Origin of the sequence: Mycolicibacterium brisbanense (assembly GCF_001570425.1) — a bacterium.
Taxonomy (GTDB): Bacteria; Actinomycetota; Actinomycetes; order Mycobacteriales; family Mycobacteriaceae; genus Mycobacterium; species Mycobacterium brisbanense.
In genome coordinates this window covers 105,531-120,847 of record NZ_BCSX01000004.1, presented here as the reverse complement: position 1 = coordinate 120,847, position 15,317 = coordinate 105,531, and the positions used below count along the sequence as shown (strand labels likewise).

Below are 15,317 nucleotides of genomic sequence, written 5' to 3'. Positions count from 1 at the left end.
CGATACTTGTCGTGCCACGGTTCTTGGCCCGGCTGAGTGGCGTATCGCAGCTGAGGCGAAGGCCCGCCGTTCACTGATACTTACCTGAGAGTGGAGCAGCCATGCAGGTGCGAGAAGTACCGCAGATCACTACATTTGACGTTCCACCGGATCGCTGGGACCCCGCGGCGGCCTCCGACCAGGATCTGATGCGGTACGGCTTTCCGAAACGTCCGGCAGACCCGCGGCAGCGTGAGCGCTACGACCGGCTCCTCGCGGATCTGCGGGGCATGAAGGTCGTGACGGCCGAGGTCGAACTTCATCCCGAAGGGCTCCCCGGCCGGCGCCCGACGCTGAGGTTCGCCGACAACGCCGCGTGGTGCGGCGCGGTCGTCTCACCACCTCAGGGAGACTCGTTCGACTGGGTGCTCGGCGAGTGGACCGTGCCCCACGTCGGGGTACCGACCGATGATCAGAGCTACTACTGCGCGAACTGGGTGGGAATCGGCGGGTTTCACCCGGGCTCCGATGTGTGCCAGGCAGGCATCGCGTCGAAGAGCTCGGTCGGGTCGGGCGGCAACATCAACGCCGGGCCGGTCGACCTGTACGCGTGGGTGGAATGGGTTCCCGCCCAATCGGTCACGATCTCCAACTTCGTCGTCACCGTCGGTGATGCGATCACGATCATCGTCGTGCCGGATGGGGCGGCATCCACCACGGCATCGGTGTTGTACGTCAACAGGACCCGCTCGACGGTCACTTCCCTGACAATCGGCAAACCCGGTGGCGCCAAGTGGCGCGCAGACTCGGCGGAGTGGGTCGTGGAGCGGCCCGAGTCGGGGCCGTCCGTCAACCCCAGCCTCACCCAACTGGCCGACTTCGGGACGCTGACGTTCGATGTTGCCGACTCCGGCACGCACAGTGGCTTGGCGCTCGGAGCCGGTACGGGCAAGACACTCAACATGTTCGACGACCGCGGCCGCATCATCGCGAAGGCATCGCTGCCCGGTTCCACGACCGTGCGCTGCACCTACGTCAACCCGTGGGTGGGCTGGTCCCAGATCCGATCGGGCGTGTTCAGCGATCTGACCCCGGTCGGCGCGGCGGCGGACGGTTCGAACATCGACTTGTATGCGGTCGGACAGGACGGGCCGGTCTACACGAGCTGGTGGCGCGGTGGCCCACACTGGTCGAACTGGATACCGGTGCGCCCCATGTCATTTCCTCAGGGGGCGCCGATCACCGCGCTGGCTCGCGGCTCGGATCGCGATCTGTATGCGGTGCACGACGATTCTCGGGTGTACACAGCATGGTGGCGAGGGGGTCCCCACTGGAGTGGTTGGGCACCCATCGGTCACCGGCAGTTCGCACCTGGAACGCGCGTCAGCGCACTGGCACGCGGTGGAAATATCGACCTGTATGCAGTGGCCACCGACGGTCGCGTGTACTCAGCATGGTGGCGGGGCGGACCGAATTGGGGCGGCTGGGCGACGATCGGTAGCGGGGTGTTCTCGCCGTCGACGCCGGTGACGGCGGTCCTTCGCGAAGACGAAATTCATCTGGTCGCGGTCGGAACCGACGGCGCTGTCTACTCCGCCTGGTGGGGACAGGGCGACGGCTGGCACGACTGGACGCCGATCGGCTCTGGCACCTTCAGCCAGACGACTCCGATCGCAGCGGCGGTGCGCGGCAAGAACATCGACCTGTTCGGTGTCGGCATGGACGGCGCCGATTCGGCTGTGTACTCGGCGGGGTGGCGTGAGGGCGAAGGCTGGCGCGACTGGCAACCAGTCGGCACCGGGCTGTTCGCCCAGCTGACCCCGCTCACAGCCGTGGCTCGCGGCACCAACCTGGATCTGTTCGGTGTCGGTACCGACGGCGGTGTCTACACCGCCTGGTGGCGAGCCGGCGCCGCCGGCTGGGAGGGATGGAACGAGGTGGGCGGTGCCCAGTTCAGCCAGAAGAGTCACGTCGCCGCGGTCACGCACGACGACACGGATATCGACTTGTACGCGGTCGACCCGAACGGCCATGTGCTGACCGCGTGGTTGAACCTGCCCTAGACGCGCCTCGCAGCGGGGAACCGGCGGTGCAGTTCATCGATCAATCGATGCTCGTGGTACAGCTCGTGGCGTAGGTCTGCGGCCGCGCGGCGGTGGTGCGAACTGACGCCGGCATGCGCACGGGCGAGTCGGCGTTCGGCTGCTTCGAGCTTCGATGACGTGTCGTTCACCTGCTCCCACAGCGCGGCCAGCAGAACGCGGGCCTGGGCGGTGTTTGCGTCGTCCACGCAACGCATCGTCGCATTGTTGTCGCGGTCTCGCGACTCGGGTGACGATGACCTCGTTCCAGAACCGGCGGCGCCAATTGTTTGCTGTAACAACAAGTCCGCGACTTGTTTTGCTCATTGTCGCCACGCCGACAGGGATGTCAATCCGGACCGGAGAAGAGTAGGCTCCATTACCGCGACCAGGTGCGAACAATCGCGCAGGACCTGGCCGGGGTCGGACTGGCTATGAACGAGGTGGCGCCACCCATGAAACTCAAGCGAACATTTGCCAAAGCCGCTATCGCCGGAGGGTTGGGCATCGCCGCCCTCGGCCTGAGCGCCGGTATCGGGCATGCCGCTCCCACGTCGCAGGACCTGTCGACAACGACGTTCGTACAGGGCTGGGGCTGGGGGCATCACGGCTGGGGCCCGGGCTGGGGACAACCGTGGTACTGGGGTCCGCCGCCACCTCCGCCGCCGCCGCCGTGGGGCTACCCTGGCTACGGCTACGCAGGCTGGGGCGGCGGTTGGGGCTGCTGACCGCTGCCATCCGGCACGTCACAACCCGAACGCGTTGCCCTGGACCAGGATCCGTAGCCCGATGCCGATGAGGATGACGGGCAGGACGATGTGCCCCCACCGCGACAGCGCTGTCGCGATGGCGGGCCTGCCTGCGAGGTAGTAGCCCGCAGCGCACCAGATCGCGACGCCGACGAGGAACACCGCGACGTAGCCGACGATGCTGCTGATGCCCGCGACCGCGAACACCGGGACGTAGACGCCGATGTTGTCTCCGCCGTTGGCGAAGGTCACCACAGCGACGTGAAGTAGGCCGACGCCGTCGTCGCGATCGACGTCGTGGGCCGGCTCGTGTCGTGAGCGCCACGCCATCCAGCCCGCGCGGATGCCCAGGGCGACCGGAAGCAGTCCGAGGTACGGGACGGCATCGTCCGGCAGGAGCGTCGCGCCCAGTGCGCCGAGCACCGAAACGGCGACGATCGCGCTGAACCCCAGATACTGACCGGCGACAACACGCGTCACTGCCGGCCGTCTGCCTGCGGCCCTGCCGAAGAAGACCGTCAGCATCACCATGTCGTCGACATTGGTGACCGCGAACATCGCGGCAGCTTGGCCGACAAGTGCCAGTTCCACCGCCGCGACACTAGAGCACCGTCAGTCGACGATCAGTGCGGTACCGCGAAACCCTCCGGCGTCGTGAAGGTGAACGGCGGTGTCGCCACCGAGGTCGCAGGCGACTTTTCGGCCGTCGTTTGAGTGACGGTCTGGCCGGTCGTCATCTCGGGTTGCGACTGCATCTGCAGGCCGCCGGACGCACCGCTCGCGAGCAGCCCGACAGCGCCCATCGCCACCACGGCGGCCAGCCCAACGCCGGCCGAAACGGTCTTGAGCCGTCTCTGATTGTTCTTCAATTGCACCTCTGACCACCCCACTTGGTCACCGGTAACCCCGCCCGGGTTGAGCGGGTCTTACCAATTGCAATCAACGGCCCACAGCGGTTATTCCAAGACTTCCCAACTTTTTCGATCCGCGTCCACAGCCAGCAGGCACGAAACAGCCAGCAGAGAGCCAGTTTTCGCAAGTCAGGCGGACATTTGGCCGCCGCGGGCCCCACTATCGGAGCGCGTTGATTCTCCGTTCGATGGCGGCCACCGTGTGCTCGGCCCATCGAATGTTCTCCTGCTCGAACGAGATTCCCCGCAGCAGGGTCAGGTAGGGGCCCACCCGCTCGGCCTCGTTGAGGTACTGCTCCTCGGTGCGCCCATCCAGCAGAACCGCCCGGCCCCGTTCGTAGCGAGCGAGTTTCACCGTCGCGCGTTGCGCGAATTCAGCAACCAGGTCGCGCACCGCGGCGGCGTCACCGGCATCCAACGCCGCCACCTTGACCAGTAGCTCGTCGCGCAGCATCGAGGGTTTGGGCGGCGTGGCAGTGAACTGCCGCAATGCGGCGCGGCCAGTGTCGGTCAGGGAGTACATCCGCTTGTTCGGGCGCCTGTCCTGCTGGACCACACGGGCCTGGATCAGTCCGTCCTCGGCCAACCGGTCGAGCTCGCGGTAGAGCTGCTGGGGCGTGGCCATCCAGAAGTTGGCCACCGAGGCGTCGAACGCCTTGGCCAGGTCGTAGCCCGACGATTCGCCGTCGAGCAAGGCGGCGAGCACCGCATCACGAAGCGCCACGCCGGGGATCGTACAACATGAATAGTCACCTAATTGACTATTCGGCCTCTAGACAGCGAGGCCATCCACCGTTACCGTGGCTCCAATACTCAACAAATTGACTATGTGAGGTGTGGGATGCATCCGTTCCGACAGGCCGTCGAAGCCCGCGACGAAGAGGCCATGGCCGCCCTGCTGGCCGACGACGTGGTGTTCACCAGTCCCGTGGCCTTCAAGCCCTACCCCGGCAAGCCGATCACCGCCGCGATCCTGCGCGGGGTCATGCGGGTGTTCGAGGACTTCCACTACATCCGCGAGATCGCCGACGCCGGCGGCCGGGATCATGCCCTGGTGTTCGAGGCGAACGTGGCCGGTAAGAAGATCACGGGATGCGACTTCCTGCACATGAACGACGACGGCCTGATCGATGACTTCATGGTGATGGTGCGGCCGTTGTCGGGCGCGCAGGCGTTGTCCGAGGCGATGGCGGCACAGTTCGGCCGCATCCAGGCCGAGGCCCTCGACGAGATCAGCGCCAAGCAGGCCTAGCCGCGACGAGACGGAGGACTCCCATCATGCGCATCGGTTTGGGCATCAACTACGCAGGCGGATTCAAGGACGTCGCGGCCGAGGTCGCCGACCTGGAACGGGCCGGCATCGATATTATCTTTGTGCCAGAGGCATATTCGTTCGACGCAGTCAGCGCGCTCGGCTATCTGGCCGCCTGCACCGAGCGGGTTCAACTGGCTTCGGGCATCCTGCAGATCTACACCCGCACGCCCACGCTGACTGCGATGACGGCCGCCGGATTGGACTACGTGTCCGACGGCAGATTCATCCTGGGCCTGGGCGCCTCTGGACCGCAGGTCATCGAAGGCTTCCACGGTGTGCCCTACGACGCCCCGATCGCGCGTACCCGCGAGATCATCGACATCTGCCGCCGCGTGTGGCGTCGAGAGGCTCTCGAGTTCGTTGGTGACCACTACACCATTCCGCTCCCGGCTGACCGCGGGACGGGCCTGGGCAAGGCCTTGAAACTCATCAATCATCCAGTCCGCGAACGTATTCCGATCTTGCTCGCCGCTCTGGGGCCGAAGAATGTCGAGCTGGCTGCCGAGGCCGCCGAGGGTTGGCAGCCGATCTTCTACCTGCCCGAGAAAGCCGGCGAGGTCTGGGGTGACGCTCTGGCCACCGGGCAGGCCAGACGCGATCCCGCGCTAGGGCCGCTCGAGGTCTACGCCAGCCCGGTGCTGGCCATCGGTGACGACGTCGAGCCGCTGCGCGAATTCGTCAAACCCCATGTGGCGCTGTATATCGGCGGCATGGGCGCCAAGGAGAAGAATTTCTATCACCGCCTGGCGACCCGCTATGGCTATGGCGCACAGGCTGATCGGATCCAGGAGCTGTACCTGGCCGGTGACAAGGACGCCGCGGCCAAGGCCGTTCCCGACGAGCTTATCCGGGACATCTCCCTGATCGGACCCGCCGGGTTCGTCAAGGAACGCGTGCAGGCCTTCCGAGAATCTGGTGTCACGGTGCTCAACGTGGTCCCGATCGCCGCGACGACCGCCGACCGGGTGAGGCTCATCGAGCAGTTGCGCGACCTCACAAACGAGTAGTCCACTACTCAATCCAGCGCGCTTTCGGCGGCCTAGCGTTTCGCACATGCCTTCCGAACAGCACGTCATCGATCACGTGATCGCCACTTACGGGCCGATCATCAATCTCGCCGAGCGCCCCGAGACGCTCATCGAGATCATGCGCCGCTACGTCCTGGACGATCTCGACGGAGGACTCCCGGGCGGAACACCGCCGCCTCCTCCGCCGGATCCATGCAAGGTCTTGGAGGAGGTCACGCTCAACGAGGTGATGCGCCAGCTACTCAAGCTCAGCCGGGACGTCGCCGCGCTCAACAAACGACTCGACGCGCGCTGACCATGTCAGGGCTGCCCCGGATCTACGTGCAGATCCCCGCATATCGCGACACCGAACTACCCAAGACGCTGCTGGACCTGTACGGCAAGGCCGCGGCACCGGAACGGTTGCGTACGTGCGTGATCTGGCAGCACGCCGCGCACGAGTCGCTGCCACCCGAGGTGTGGGAGCTGCCGGGGATCGAGATCGTCGACATCGACGCCGACCGCAGCCGGGGCTGCAACTGGGCCCGCTCCATGGCCCAACAACGTTGGCAGGACGAGGAATACACCCTCATCATCGACTCGCACCACCGGTTCGCCCGTGGCTGGGACGATTCGGCGATCGCGATGCACCGGCAGCTGCACGAGCAGGGTGTCCGTAAACCGTTGCTGACGGCCTATCTACCGGCCTACGACCCCCAACGTGAACCCGGTGCGCGGCGTAAAAGGCCGTATCGGATCATCCCCTATGGCCGGGACCGTGGCATCCTCACCAAGCTGGCCAGCACACCCATACCGTGGTGGACGAGCCTCACCGAACCCGTCGTCGCGGACTTCGTGTCACTGCACTTCATCTTCACCGCAGGCGAATTCAATCGCGATATCCGCTTCAGCCCCCGCATCTACTTCTTCGGTGACGAGGTGGTGACCAGCGTCCGGGCGTATACCCACGGGTACGACCTGTATCACCCGCACCGCATCCTGGGCTGGCATTGCTTCGACCGGGCCGGCCGGATACCGCACTGGAACGACCATCCCGACTGGCACCGCCAGCACGAGCGATCACTGTCGGTGATGCGCCGGTTCTTCGCCGGTGACTACATCGACGACGTGCTCGTCCTGGGCACCGAAAGGACTGTCGCGGAGTACGAAAGCCACACTCTCACACCGTTGGTCGCCCTTCGATGACCACGCTCGCGCAACGCCTGGAGCACGACCGCATCGCGTGGGACGACGACTTCCTCACCGCACAGGAGTGTGCGGCGTTCGTCGAAGGACTCGAGTTTGCGTTGTGGCGGCGCAGTTCGGTGGTCTCACGCTCACCGGCCGGCCATCTGAAATCCTTCCAGTCGTCGCGCCGGACCAGCGAATCGACCACGCAGTACTGGTTTCCCGATGAGTTGAGGCCACGGCTGGCCGATCTGGAATCGGCGGTGTGCACCGCGCTCGACGTCGACGCGGCACGCCTCGAATACTGGCAGGCATTACGTTACGGGTACCGCACAGGCTTCAAACGCCACCACGACGCGGGGTTGTTCGCGGCCGAGCCGGGCGGTGAACGCGCCACCACCGTACTGCTGTACCTGCACTCGCCCGACGTAGGCGGAAGCACCTGGTTTCCGCACCTTCACCTCAGTGTGGCCGCCCGCGCGGGTCGCCTGCTGGCCTGGAAGAACCTGGCGCCAGACGGATCTCCGGATCCCGCGATGGACCATGTGGCGCGGCAGGTACGCAAGGGCCGCAAGATCGCCCTGACGACATGGGCCAGGATGAACCACGGAGCGCGTCAATAACGCTACATGCGCAGGTCGCCGCACCTACGATGCGATCGTGAGCCAGCCCCCGGTCGCCACGTCACCCGACGCGGGCGGCACCGCGCTCTCGCAACGCCAGATCGTGTTCATGGTTGCCGCGCTCGTCGCGTCGGTGATCTCGTTTCAGCTCAACGCCACCATGGTGGCGCCGGCCTACCACGCCATCACCGCCGAGCTGGGTCCCAATGCATTCGTGGCGATGTCGACGTACTTCTACCTCGCCGGGGCCATCGCCAACGTGGTCCTGATCCGGTGGAGCGACTACATCGGCCGCAAACGCGTGCTGCTCGCCATCATGATCGTGCTGTGCCTCGGCACGGTGCTGTGCATCGTGTCCACCTCGTTGCCGCTGTTCGTGCTGGGCCGCGCCTTGCAAGGTGGGTCGAACATCACCTTCGGGCTGGCGTTCCTCATCATGCGTGAGCGACTCAGTGGCCCGATGTTCGGCGTGTGTTGCGGCGTGATCTCCTCGATCAACGGCGGCGTGGCCGGCGGCGACGCCCTTCTGGGCGGACTGATGGTCGATCATCTCGGCTTCCGGTCGATCTTCGTACTGATCCTCGTCGTGGGTCTGCTCGGGCTCGGATTCGCCTGGAAATCAGTGCCTTCCGATGATCCCGGCAGCCGTTCGACGGGCCGGATGGACTGGTTGGGTGCGGCGCTCATCTCATTGACAGCGGCGGGCATCGACCTGTTCTTCGGCGCAGGCGGTCACCAGGGCTGGACCTCGGGGTCCGCGCTGATGTGGATCGCCGTCGCCGTGCTCGCCCTGATTGCGCTCGTCGTCGTCGACAGCCGGGTGGCGCACCCGCTGATGGCCATCAAACACATGCGCTCACGTGAGGCGTGGCCGCTGATCATCGTGACCATCCTGGTGATGGGTTCCTTCATGGTGGTCACTGGCTTCCTGGTTCCTACGCTGGCCGAGGACACCGACTCGGGCTTCGGCCACAACGCCACCATGACGGCACTGCTGTTCCTCACGCCGGCGTCGATCGTCCAGGTCATCGCCGGCCCGTTCGTCGGCAGACTCGCGGTCCGCATCGGGTTCGTCACCGTGCTGCGGGCGGGAATCGTGCTCTCCGTTGCCGTTACTGCCCTGCTGGCGGTGTTCGCCAAACAGGAGAACGTCTTCATCGGACTGATGGTGCTCTACGGGCTGGCGTTCAACGCCGTGCTGTTGACGGCGATGAGCTCGCTGGGCGTCATCCAGGCCTCCGACGAGGAGCCGGGCGCCTTGCCGGGCATCGCCAACGCCAGCTACGGCATCGGCGCGTCACTCGGATTCGCCTGGGCAGGACCGATTGTCGGGTCCGGCACCGATACGACCTTTCAGCACGCGTTCTGGGTCTGTATGGCCATCGGTACGGTCGCCTTGGTGTTCAGCGTCGTCCTGAAACCCAGACCGGGCCCGTTGGTGGCGACGGTCGGGCTGTCCCACTAGAGACTCAAGCGAAGTCGGCCACCACCTCGGCCACTTTGCGTACCTGATCGAGATCCGAACTCGTCGGGATCAGATGCAGCTCGTCGGTACCGATGGCCGCGAACCGACGAAAGGTATCCGCCAACTCGTCCTGCGAACCGGCCCAGCCGGTGGTGGGGGCGATCGCATCGACGTAGTCGCCTGGGATCCAGTTCATATAGCGCCGCAGATGGCTGCGGACCTGATCGCGCGCGGCGTCGGCCGAGCCCACGGCGAACCAGAACGACGTCGCCAGATGCGGCACCGGCTTGCCGGCCTGTGCCCAGGAGTCGCGGGCGACATCGAACAACTCGTTCTGCTTGGTGGTATCGAGATCCATTGTGATGCCTGCCAGTCCGTCGGCCCACGACGCTGCGCTGCGCACTGTTCTCGGACCGATGGTGCCCACCAACAGCGCCGGCCCACCTGCCCGTACCGGCGCCGGGCCGACCGGCAGCACCGAATCGGTGACCTTCTCACCGGCCCACACCCGACGCATGATCTCGACCCGCTCGGCCATCCCGCGCATGGTCTGGGTCGTCGGGTCCGCACCTACCGCGTGATAGTCCTCGTGCCTGCCCCCGATGCCGATGCCCACGGTCAGCCGGCCACCGCTGAGCAGATCGCCGGTGGCCAGGGCTTTCGCGCACATCACCGGATCGTGCAACTGCGGAACGATGACGGTGGTGATCAACTGCACGCGGTCGGTCCAGGCCGACAATGCTCCCAGCAGCGTGAGGCTGTCGGGGTTGTCGAACGCGATGCGCTCACCCCAGCACAGCGACGAGAACGGCCCGTCGTCCACGGTTTTCGCCCACGACTTGAGCAGGGCGGCATCCAGGTCCGGTTCCATCACCGGCATGGTCATCCCGATCTGCATGTCAGCGCACCGGATCCTTGTGCGCTTTGACCGGACCGGTGGCCGGTGGCGGCTGGAACAGGTTGCCGCGCAAGCTGCCCCGCGTCGTGCGCGCCGCGACCAGACACCACGTGAACAGCAACCCGGCGTAGGCGATCACGGCGGCGACCTTGAATGCCGGAAGATGGGTGTGGACCGCCAATTGCGTGGTTCCCGTGACGAACGTGCCGACGGGGAATGTCAGGCTCCACCACGTCAGCGCGAACGGCATGCCCCGCCGCAACGTACGCACGGTCAGTCCGGTCGCCAACGCGATCCACAACACCGCGAAGCCCCACATCGGGACCCCGAACAGAATGCTGAAAACACCGAAGCCGGCTGAGATCTCGCGGTCGACGGCCAGCGCCGCGTTGGTGCCGAGCAGCCCGGCGGCCGTGATGGACTGACCGACCGGTCCGAGCACGATCCACAGTGTGGGTACCCGCGCCGTGCCCGATGTGCCGTAGTGGGTGAGCCGGCTCCAGATCATCGAGATGATCAGCAGGGCTGCCACCAATGACAGCCCGAACATCGCAAAGCAACCGTAGAGCATGGTGGCCCGGCCGGTGCCGGGGACCATGTGCGGGATCAGCAGAGCGCCGGTGGCCGCCGACACCATCGGTGGCACCACGGGCATCAGCCAACCGCCGAACGCGGCATCGGGCTCGACATCGTGCTGGGTGAACATCAGGTAGGGAATGCTGACCGCGGTGAACAAACCGCCCAACGTTCCTGCGGTCCACAGCACCCAGCACACGTCGACCGCGACCCGCTCGCCGATCAGGTCGCGCCCCGCCAGGATGGCGCCGGAGCCCACCGTCATCAGCGCCATGGGGGCGGCTCCGTAGAAGTGCGCCATCTGCGGGTTGCGCGCATGACTGCGGGCCACTGTGGGGTGACGCAACCAGTGCCCGCCGACCAACGCGATAAGAGCGACCAGCAGCACCGCGGCGATGATCCACACCACTTCTGCGAAGGCGCGCAAACCGGTGAACTGGATCGGCAGCGTGGCCGCGGCCGTCGCCACGATTCCGGTTCCCATCACAGAGGCGAACCAATTGGGCCCGATGTTGCCCAACACCTCGACACGGGACCGAGGCTGATCCGGGGTAGATGACGTGGCCATGGCCGCACCCTACGTCTTGGCGCGGGTGCGACCGGGGGATATCCCCCACGGGGTTCGCGGGAAAACGCTGTGTCGCCGAGCCCGACAACTTCGTAGGTTGAACGCATGGTCGCAATCAGCGAAACGGGCCCACCCGTCGTTCCCGCACCCGCCCGGCCCCGCACACTACCGCGCAACATCGGTGTGACACCGACGGCATCGATGATCACCGGCGCCGCGGTAGCACTGGTGTGGTGCTGGATTCCGTTGTCGATCATGGTCATCGGCATATCGTCGATCCCGTCGCTGGTCGGCTTCGTGCTCGCAACGGTGGTGTTCGTCTACCTGATGCGCGGGGTCGAATGGGTGGAACGCGCCCGCAGTGAGGCGGTTTTCGGCCTGCGCATCGGTGTTCCACCGCGACGGCTCTCCCCCTACACCGGATTGCAGGGTTGGGCGCATCAACTGTGGCTGGACATCAGTGGCACGCGGTTCTGGAAGGCCGTGGCGCAGCATTTCCTGCGGATGACCTACGACCTGCTCGCCACCGGCCTGGCCTTCGGACTGCTGGCCTTCGCATTCCTGGGCCCGGCCGCCTCGATCGCCATCCGGCACAGTGACGACAAGGCCGGCCTGGTGTTCATCTCGCCACCGATCGCATGGCTGCTGGCCATCATCGCGTTCACCGTCGCGGTCGCGGTGCTGGTTTTCGCGCCGGCACTGGACGCCGCGATCGACCGGTGGCTGTTGTCGCCCTCGCCCACCGCGGCGTTGCAGTATCAGGTCAGTGCGCTGGCCGACGCGCGGGAAGGCGCGGTGTCCTCGGCCCAGACCGAAAGGCACCGTATCGAACGCGATCTGCACGACAGTGTGCAACCGCGGCTGGTGTCCCTGGCGATGACGATCGGCTTGGCCCAGACCAAGCTGGACAGCGATCTGCCCGCCGCAAAGGCCCTGATCTCAGAAGCGCACGATGACGCCAAGAGCGCCCTGGTGGAGTTGCGCAACGTGGTGCGCGGCATCGCACCGACCATCCTGGCCGACCGCGGGCTGGACGCCGCCCTATCGTCGGTGGTGCAGCGGGCCGAAACCTCGGGTGTGCCAACGACATTGCACGTCGAACTGCCGCAGCGGCTGCCCGACGAAGTGGAATCTGTGGCGTACTTCGTCGTCGCCGAGGCGCTGACCAACATCGCCAAACACGCCAACGCAACCCAGGCCGTGGTCACGGTGCGGTGGGACCCGTCGGCGAATGTGCTGCACGTGTCGGTGTTCGATGACGGTGCGGGCGGCGCGGTGATCGGCACCGACGAGAACGCCACGGGCCTACGGGGTCTGGATGAACGGGTGCGGGCGGCCGGTGGATCGTTCGGGGTGTCCAGCCCGGTCACCGGACCGACGATCGTCACGGCGGTGCTGCCATGCGCATCGTGATCGCCGAGGATTCCGCGTTGCTGCGGGCCGGTATCGAGCGAATCCTCGCCGACGCCGGGCATGAGGTCGTCGCAGGCGTACCCGACGCCACCAACCTGCTGCGCCTGGTCAACGACAAGCGTCCGGACCTGGCCATCGTCGACGTCCGGATGCCGCCCACCTTCACCGACGAGGGCATCCGCGCGGCAGCGCTGTTACGCAAGCAGAACCCCGACTCCGCGGTGCTTGTCCTGTCCCACTATGTCGAGGAGCGCTACGCCGCCGACCTCATCGCCTCGGACACAAAGGGTTTCGGCTATCTGCTGAAAGACCGGGTGGCCGACGTGCCGGCGTTTCTCGACGCCGTCACCGTGGTGGGCGGCGGCGGCACGGTGCTCGATCCCGAGGTGGTGTCACAGATCTTGGTGCGTTCCCACCGGCGCAGTGCGCTGGACCAACTGACTCCCCGCGAACACGACGTGCTGCAACTGATGGCCGAGGGCAGGACCAACTCGGCCATCGCTGCCGCGCTGCACATCTCGGTCGGATCGGCCGAGAAGCACATCGCCTCGATTTTCACCAAACTCGACCTGGCTCCCGACGAGAGCGAGAACCGCCGCGTGCTGGCCGTGCTCCGCTATCTCGAGTCGTAGCCCGAGTTCTCCTCAAACCTCCACCCCGGGAAGGACTTCCAACGTGCAGACCCTCATGCCTCCACCGATAGCCGCGCAGCCGCCGCAGCTGTCCCCGGGCGGGCGCACCGCCTTTCGCCTGACCTTGATCGCCATCGCAGCACTGGTGGTCGCCACGACCGTGGCGGCGCTGGGCGTGACCGCGTGGGGGGTCAGCGCGCTGCGGGTCATCACCGACAGCCAGGCATTGCCTTCGGCCATGCGCACCCTGGTGGTCGACACCGCGCGTATCCCCGTCGCGATCCGCATCACCGCCGACCGCGAAACCCGCGAACCCAAAGCCGATCTGCGCCTGCTCAACACCACGCACAGCGGAGCACACCACCTGTTGGTGAGCAGCGTCGGCGGCGAAACGCGCCTCACCATCGCCGGCAACCCCGGTCCGATGCTGGAATGGGCCCGCGGCGGCGAGATCACCGTCGCGCTGCCGCCCGATCAGGCGCGCCGGATGACCGTGCGCACCGAGCAGGACTTGGGTGCCGTCATCGCGCAGGCCGACCTGGACCAGCTGATCGCCCGCACCAATGACGGCGAGATCGTGTTGCTCGGCGGTGCACGGCGGATCGAGGTGCACACCGTGGACGGCGAGGTCATCACCCGCGACCCGATCGCGGTGAGCGAGCAGTTCGTCGCCGGCACGTCTGACGGCGATATCGCCGTGGACTTCCGCGACACCGCCCCGCGCAGCGTCGAGGCCACCACCCGCAACGGCAATGTCGCGATCGGGCTGCCCGAACGCGGGCCGTATCTGGTCCGGGCACAGTCCAACGGTTCGACCGATGTGCAGGTGCCCGAAACCAACAGCCCGGAAGCCGCGGTCGCCCAGATCACCGCTCGCTCGTCCAACGGCGACGTGGTGGTGCAGCAGCTCTCACTGCGCAATCGGTGAGACACCCGCGGATGGTCCGCTACCGCAACGCTTTTCCGAACATCAGCACGTCCTGTGGTTGCTCGCTGATGTTCGGGAACATCGAGTAGCGGACCAGCCGGCCCTCGCGCGTCAGACCACACCGGCGCAGCACGCCGGCTGACGCGGCATTGTCGACGTGGCAGAACGCCGACACCCGATACACCGCGGTATCGCGCACGATCTCGTCCAGCAGCACCGCGACCGCCTCGGACATCAGTCCCCTCCCCCACCAGTCCCGCGCCAGGCAGTACCCCAGCTCGACCTCATGGGGCTGCCGGTAGCGGCGGGCGCACAGGCCGACGACTTCGCCGCCGACCTCGATGAGACGCGTTATCTCGTTGCCCGCGTTGAACAACGACGTGATCACGCGCCGGGTCTCGGCCACATCGGGATGCGGACGCCAGGCGAGGTAGCGCGTCACCTCAGGGTCGGCGGCGATGCGCGTGAACATCGCGTCGGCGTCGGTGACCGCGGGAGCCCGTAGCCGCACCCGCGGCCCGGTCAGTGTCGGTACCTCGGCCATCCCCATATCCTGCACCGTTGCCGCCCGTATCGGCGCAGGGGTTTACTGGATCTACATGGCCATCACCTTCAACCACACCATCGTTGCCGCCAAGGACCGCGAGGAGTCGGCGACCTTCCTCACCGACCTGTTCGGTCTGCCCAGCGCCAAAGAATTCGGCCACTTCCTGGCCGTGACGCTCAACCACGGCGTGAGCCTCGACTACGCCCAGGTGGGCCCGGATGAGGACATTCGGCCGCAGCACTACGCCTTCCTGGTCTCCGAGGACGAGTTCGACGCGATCTACGGCCGCATCCGGGAACGCGGGCTGCAGCACTGGGCCGATCCGCGGGCCGCGCGGCCGGGCGAGATCAACCACAACGACGGCGGCCGCGGGGTGTACTTCCAGGATCCCTCCGGGCATTACCTGGAGATCATCACCCGGCCGTACGGCGGCTGAG

At 66.3% G+C, this 15,317-nt stretch carries 19 protein-coding genes; 12 read left to right on the top strand and 7 right to left on the bottom strand.

The features are described 5' to 3' along the window. Positions 1-101: 101 nt before the first annotated feature. Positions 102-2,042, top strand: coding sequence for a G1 family glutamic endopeptidase (locus RMCB_RS01870; RefSeq protein ID WP_062827400.1), 1,941 nt, complete (start codon positions 102-104; stop codon positions 2,040-2,042). On the opposite strand, the gene RMCB_RS01865 is transcribed toward RMCB_RS01870, so the two are convergent. Continuing rightward, positions 2,039-2,269, bottom strand: a complete 231-nt coding sequence (locus RMCB_RS01865; RefSeq protein WP_029366810.1) for a hypothetical protein — start codon at positions 2,267-2,269, stop codon at positions 2,039-2,041. The genes RMCB_RS01870 and RMCB_RS01865 overlap by 4 nt on opposite strands. Before the next feature lie 183 nt (positions 2,270-2,452). On the opposite strand from RMCB_RS01865, the gene RMCB_RS35760 reads away from it, so the two are divergent. After that, a complete protein-coding gene (locus RMCB_RS35760; protein WP_131805476.1) occupies positions 2,453-2,788 on the top strand; it encodes a hypothetical protein in 336 nt (111 codons plus the stop codon). 18 nt (positions 2,789-2,806) lie between these two features. On the opposite strand, the gene RMCB_RS01860 is transcribed toward RMCB_RS35760, so the two are convergent. The 3 genes from RMCB_RS01860 to RMCB_RS01850 all read right to left on the bottom strand — a co-directional run bounded on the left by RMCB_RS01860 (position 2,807) and on the right by RMCB_RS01850 (position 4,444). Continuing rightward, positions 2,807-3,367, bottom strand: a complete 561-nt coding sequence (locus RMCB_RS01860) for a cadmium resistance transporter (RefSeq protein WP_062827418.1) — start codon at positions 3,365-3,367, stop codon at positions 2,807-2,809. 65 nt (positions 3,368-3,432) lie between these two features. Then, a complete protein-coding gene (locus RMCB_RS01855; protein ID WP_234791955.1) occupies positions 3,433-3,684 on the bottom strand; it encodes a hypothetical protein in 252 nt (83 codons plus the stop codon). A gap of 196 nt (positions 3,685-3,880) precedes the next feature. Next, complete coding sequence (locus RMCB_RS01850; protein WP_062827398.1) at positions 3,881-4,444, bottom strand: PadR family transcriptional regulator; 564 nt, start codon at positions 4,442-4,444, stop codon at positions 3,881-3,883. Between the two features lie 117 nt (positions 4,445-4,561). On the opposite strand from RMCB_RS01850, the gene RMCB_RS01845 reads away from it, so the two are divergent. From RMCB_RS01845 to RMCB_RS01825, 6 genes are read left to right on the top strand one after another with little or no spacing between them, the layout of a single operon-like run. Beyond that, positions 4,562-4,972 carry a nuclear transport factor 2 family protein gene (locus RMCB_RS01845; protein ID WP_062827397.1) on the top strand — a complete coding sequence of 137 codons (411 nt, stop codon included), beginning with the start codon at positions 4,562-4,564 and terminating at the stop codon, positions 4,970-4,972. Between the two features lie 26 nt (positions 4,973-4,998). Beyond that, the gene (locus RMCB_RS01840; protein WP_062827396.1) at positions 4,999-6,042 is read left to right on the top strand and encodes an LLM class F420-dependent oxidoreductase; all 1,044 of its coding nucleotides are present in this window, start codon (positions 4,999-5,001) and stop codon (positions 6,040-6,042) included. 46 nt (positions 6,043-6,088) lie between these two features. After that, complete coding sequence (locus RMCB_RS35755) at positions 6,089-6,358, top strand: hypothetical protein (protein ID WP_029366804.1); 270 nt, start codon at positions 6,089-6,091, stop codon at positions 6,356-6,358. A gap of 2 nt (positions 6,359-6,360) precedes the next feature. Beyond that, positions 6,361-7,248 (top strand): GlcNAc-transferase family protein, encoded by an 888-nt coding sequence (locus RMCB_RS01835; protein WP_062827395.1) that lies wholly within the window; start codon positions 6,361-6,363, stop codon positions 7,246-7,248. Then, positions 7,245-7,853 carry a 2OG-Fe(II) oxygenase gene (locus tag RMCB_RS01830; RefSeq protein ID WP_062827394.1) on the top strand — a complete coding sequence of 203 codons (609 nt, stop codon included), beginning with the start codon at positions 7,245-7,247 and terminating at the stop codon, positions 7,851-7,853. Before RMCB_RS01835 ends, RMCB_RS01830 begins: the two co-directional genes overlap by 4 nt. Positions 7,854-7,890: 37 nt before the next feature. After that, on the top strand, positions 7,891-9,318 hold the full coding sequence (locus RMCB_RS01825) for an MFS transporter (RefSeq protein WP_062827393.1): 1,428 nt from the start codon (positions 7,891-7,893) through the stop codon (positions 9,316-9,318). A 4-nt stretch (positions 9,319-9,322) separates the two neighbouring features. On the opposite strand, the gene RMCB_RS01820 is transcribed toward RMCB_RS01825, so the two are convergent. Then, complete coding sequence (locus RMCB_RS01820; RefSeq protein ID WP_062827417.1) at positions 9,323-10,204, bottom strand: LLM class flavin-dependent oxidoreductase; 882 nt, start codon at positions 10,202-10,204, stop codon at positions 9,323-9,325. A gap of 13 nt (positions 10,205-10,217) precedes the next feature. Further along, positions 10,218-11,360: a TDT family transporter gene (locus tag RMCB_RS01815; protein ID WP_062827392.1), complete on the bottom strand. Its 1,143-nt coding sequence runs from the start codon at positions 11,358-11,360 to the stop codon at positions 10,218-10,220. Between the two features lie 105 nt (positions 11,361-11,465). On the opposite strand from RMCB_RS01815, the gene RMCB_RS01810 reads away from it, so the two are divergent. From RMCB_RS01810 to RMCB_RS01800, 3 genes are read left to right on the top strand one after another with little or no spacing between them, the layout of a single operon-like run. Then, the gene (locus tag RMCB_RS01810) at positions 11,466-12,773 is read left to right on the top strand and encodes a sensor histidine kinase (protein ID WP_062827391.1); all 1,308 of its coding nucleotides are present in this window, start codon (positions 11,466-11,468) and stop codon (positions 12,771-12,773) included. Next, complete coding sequence (locus tag RMCB_RS01805; RefSeq protein WP_029366797.1) at positions 12,761-13,405, top strand: response regulator transcription factor; 645 nt, start codon at positions 12,761-12,763, stop codon at positions 13,403-13,405. Before RMCB_RS01810 ends, RMCB_RS01805 begins: the two co-directional genes overlap by 13 nt. Positions 13,406-13,448: 43 nt before the next feature. After that, a complete protein-coding gene (locus RMCB_RS01800) occupies positions 13,449-14,333 on the top strand; it encodes a DUF4097 family beta strand repeat-containing protein (protein WP_407662095.1) in 885 nt (294 codons plus the stop codon). A 19-nt stretch (positions 14,334-14,352) separates the two neighbouring features. On the opposite strand, the gene RMCB_RS01795 is transcribed toward RMCB_RS01800, so the two are convergent. Then, positions 14,353-14,877, bottom strand: coding sequence for a GNAT family N-acetyltransferase (locus RMCB_RS01795; RefSeq protein ID WP_062827390.1), 525 nt, complete (start codon positions 14,875-14,877; stop codon positions 14,353-14,355). A gap of 55 nt (positions 14,878-14,932) precedes the next feature. Here RMCB_RS01795 and RMCB_RS01790 point away from each other — a divergent pair, with 55 nt between their 5' ends. Beyond that, positions 14,933-15,316: a VOC family protein gene (locus tag RMCB_RS01790; RefSeq protein ID WP_062827389.1), complete on the top strand. Its 384-nt coding sequence runs from the start codon at positions 14,933-14,935 to the stop codon at positions 15,314-15,316. Position 15,317 lies beyond the last annotated feature (1 nt).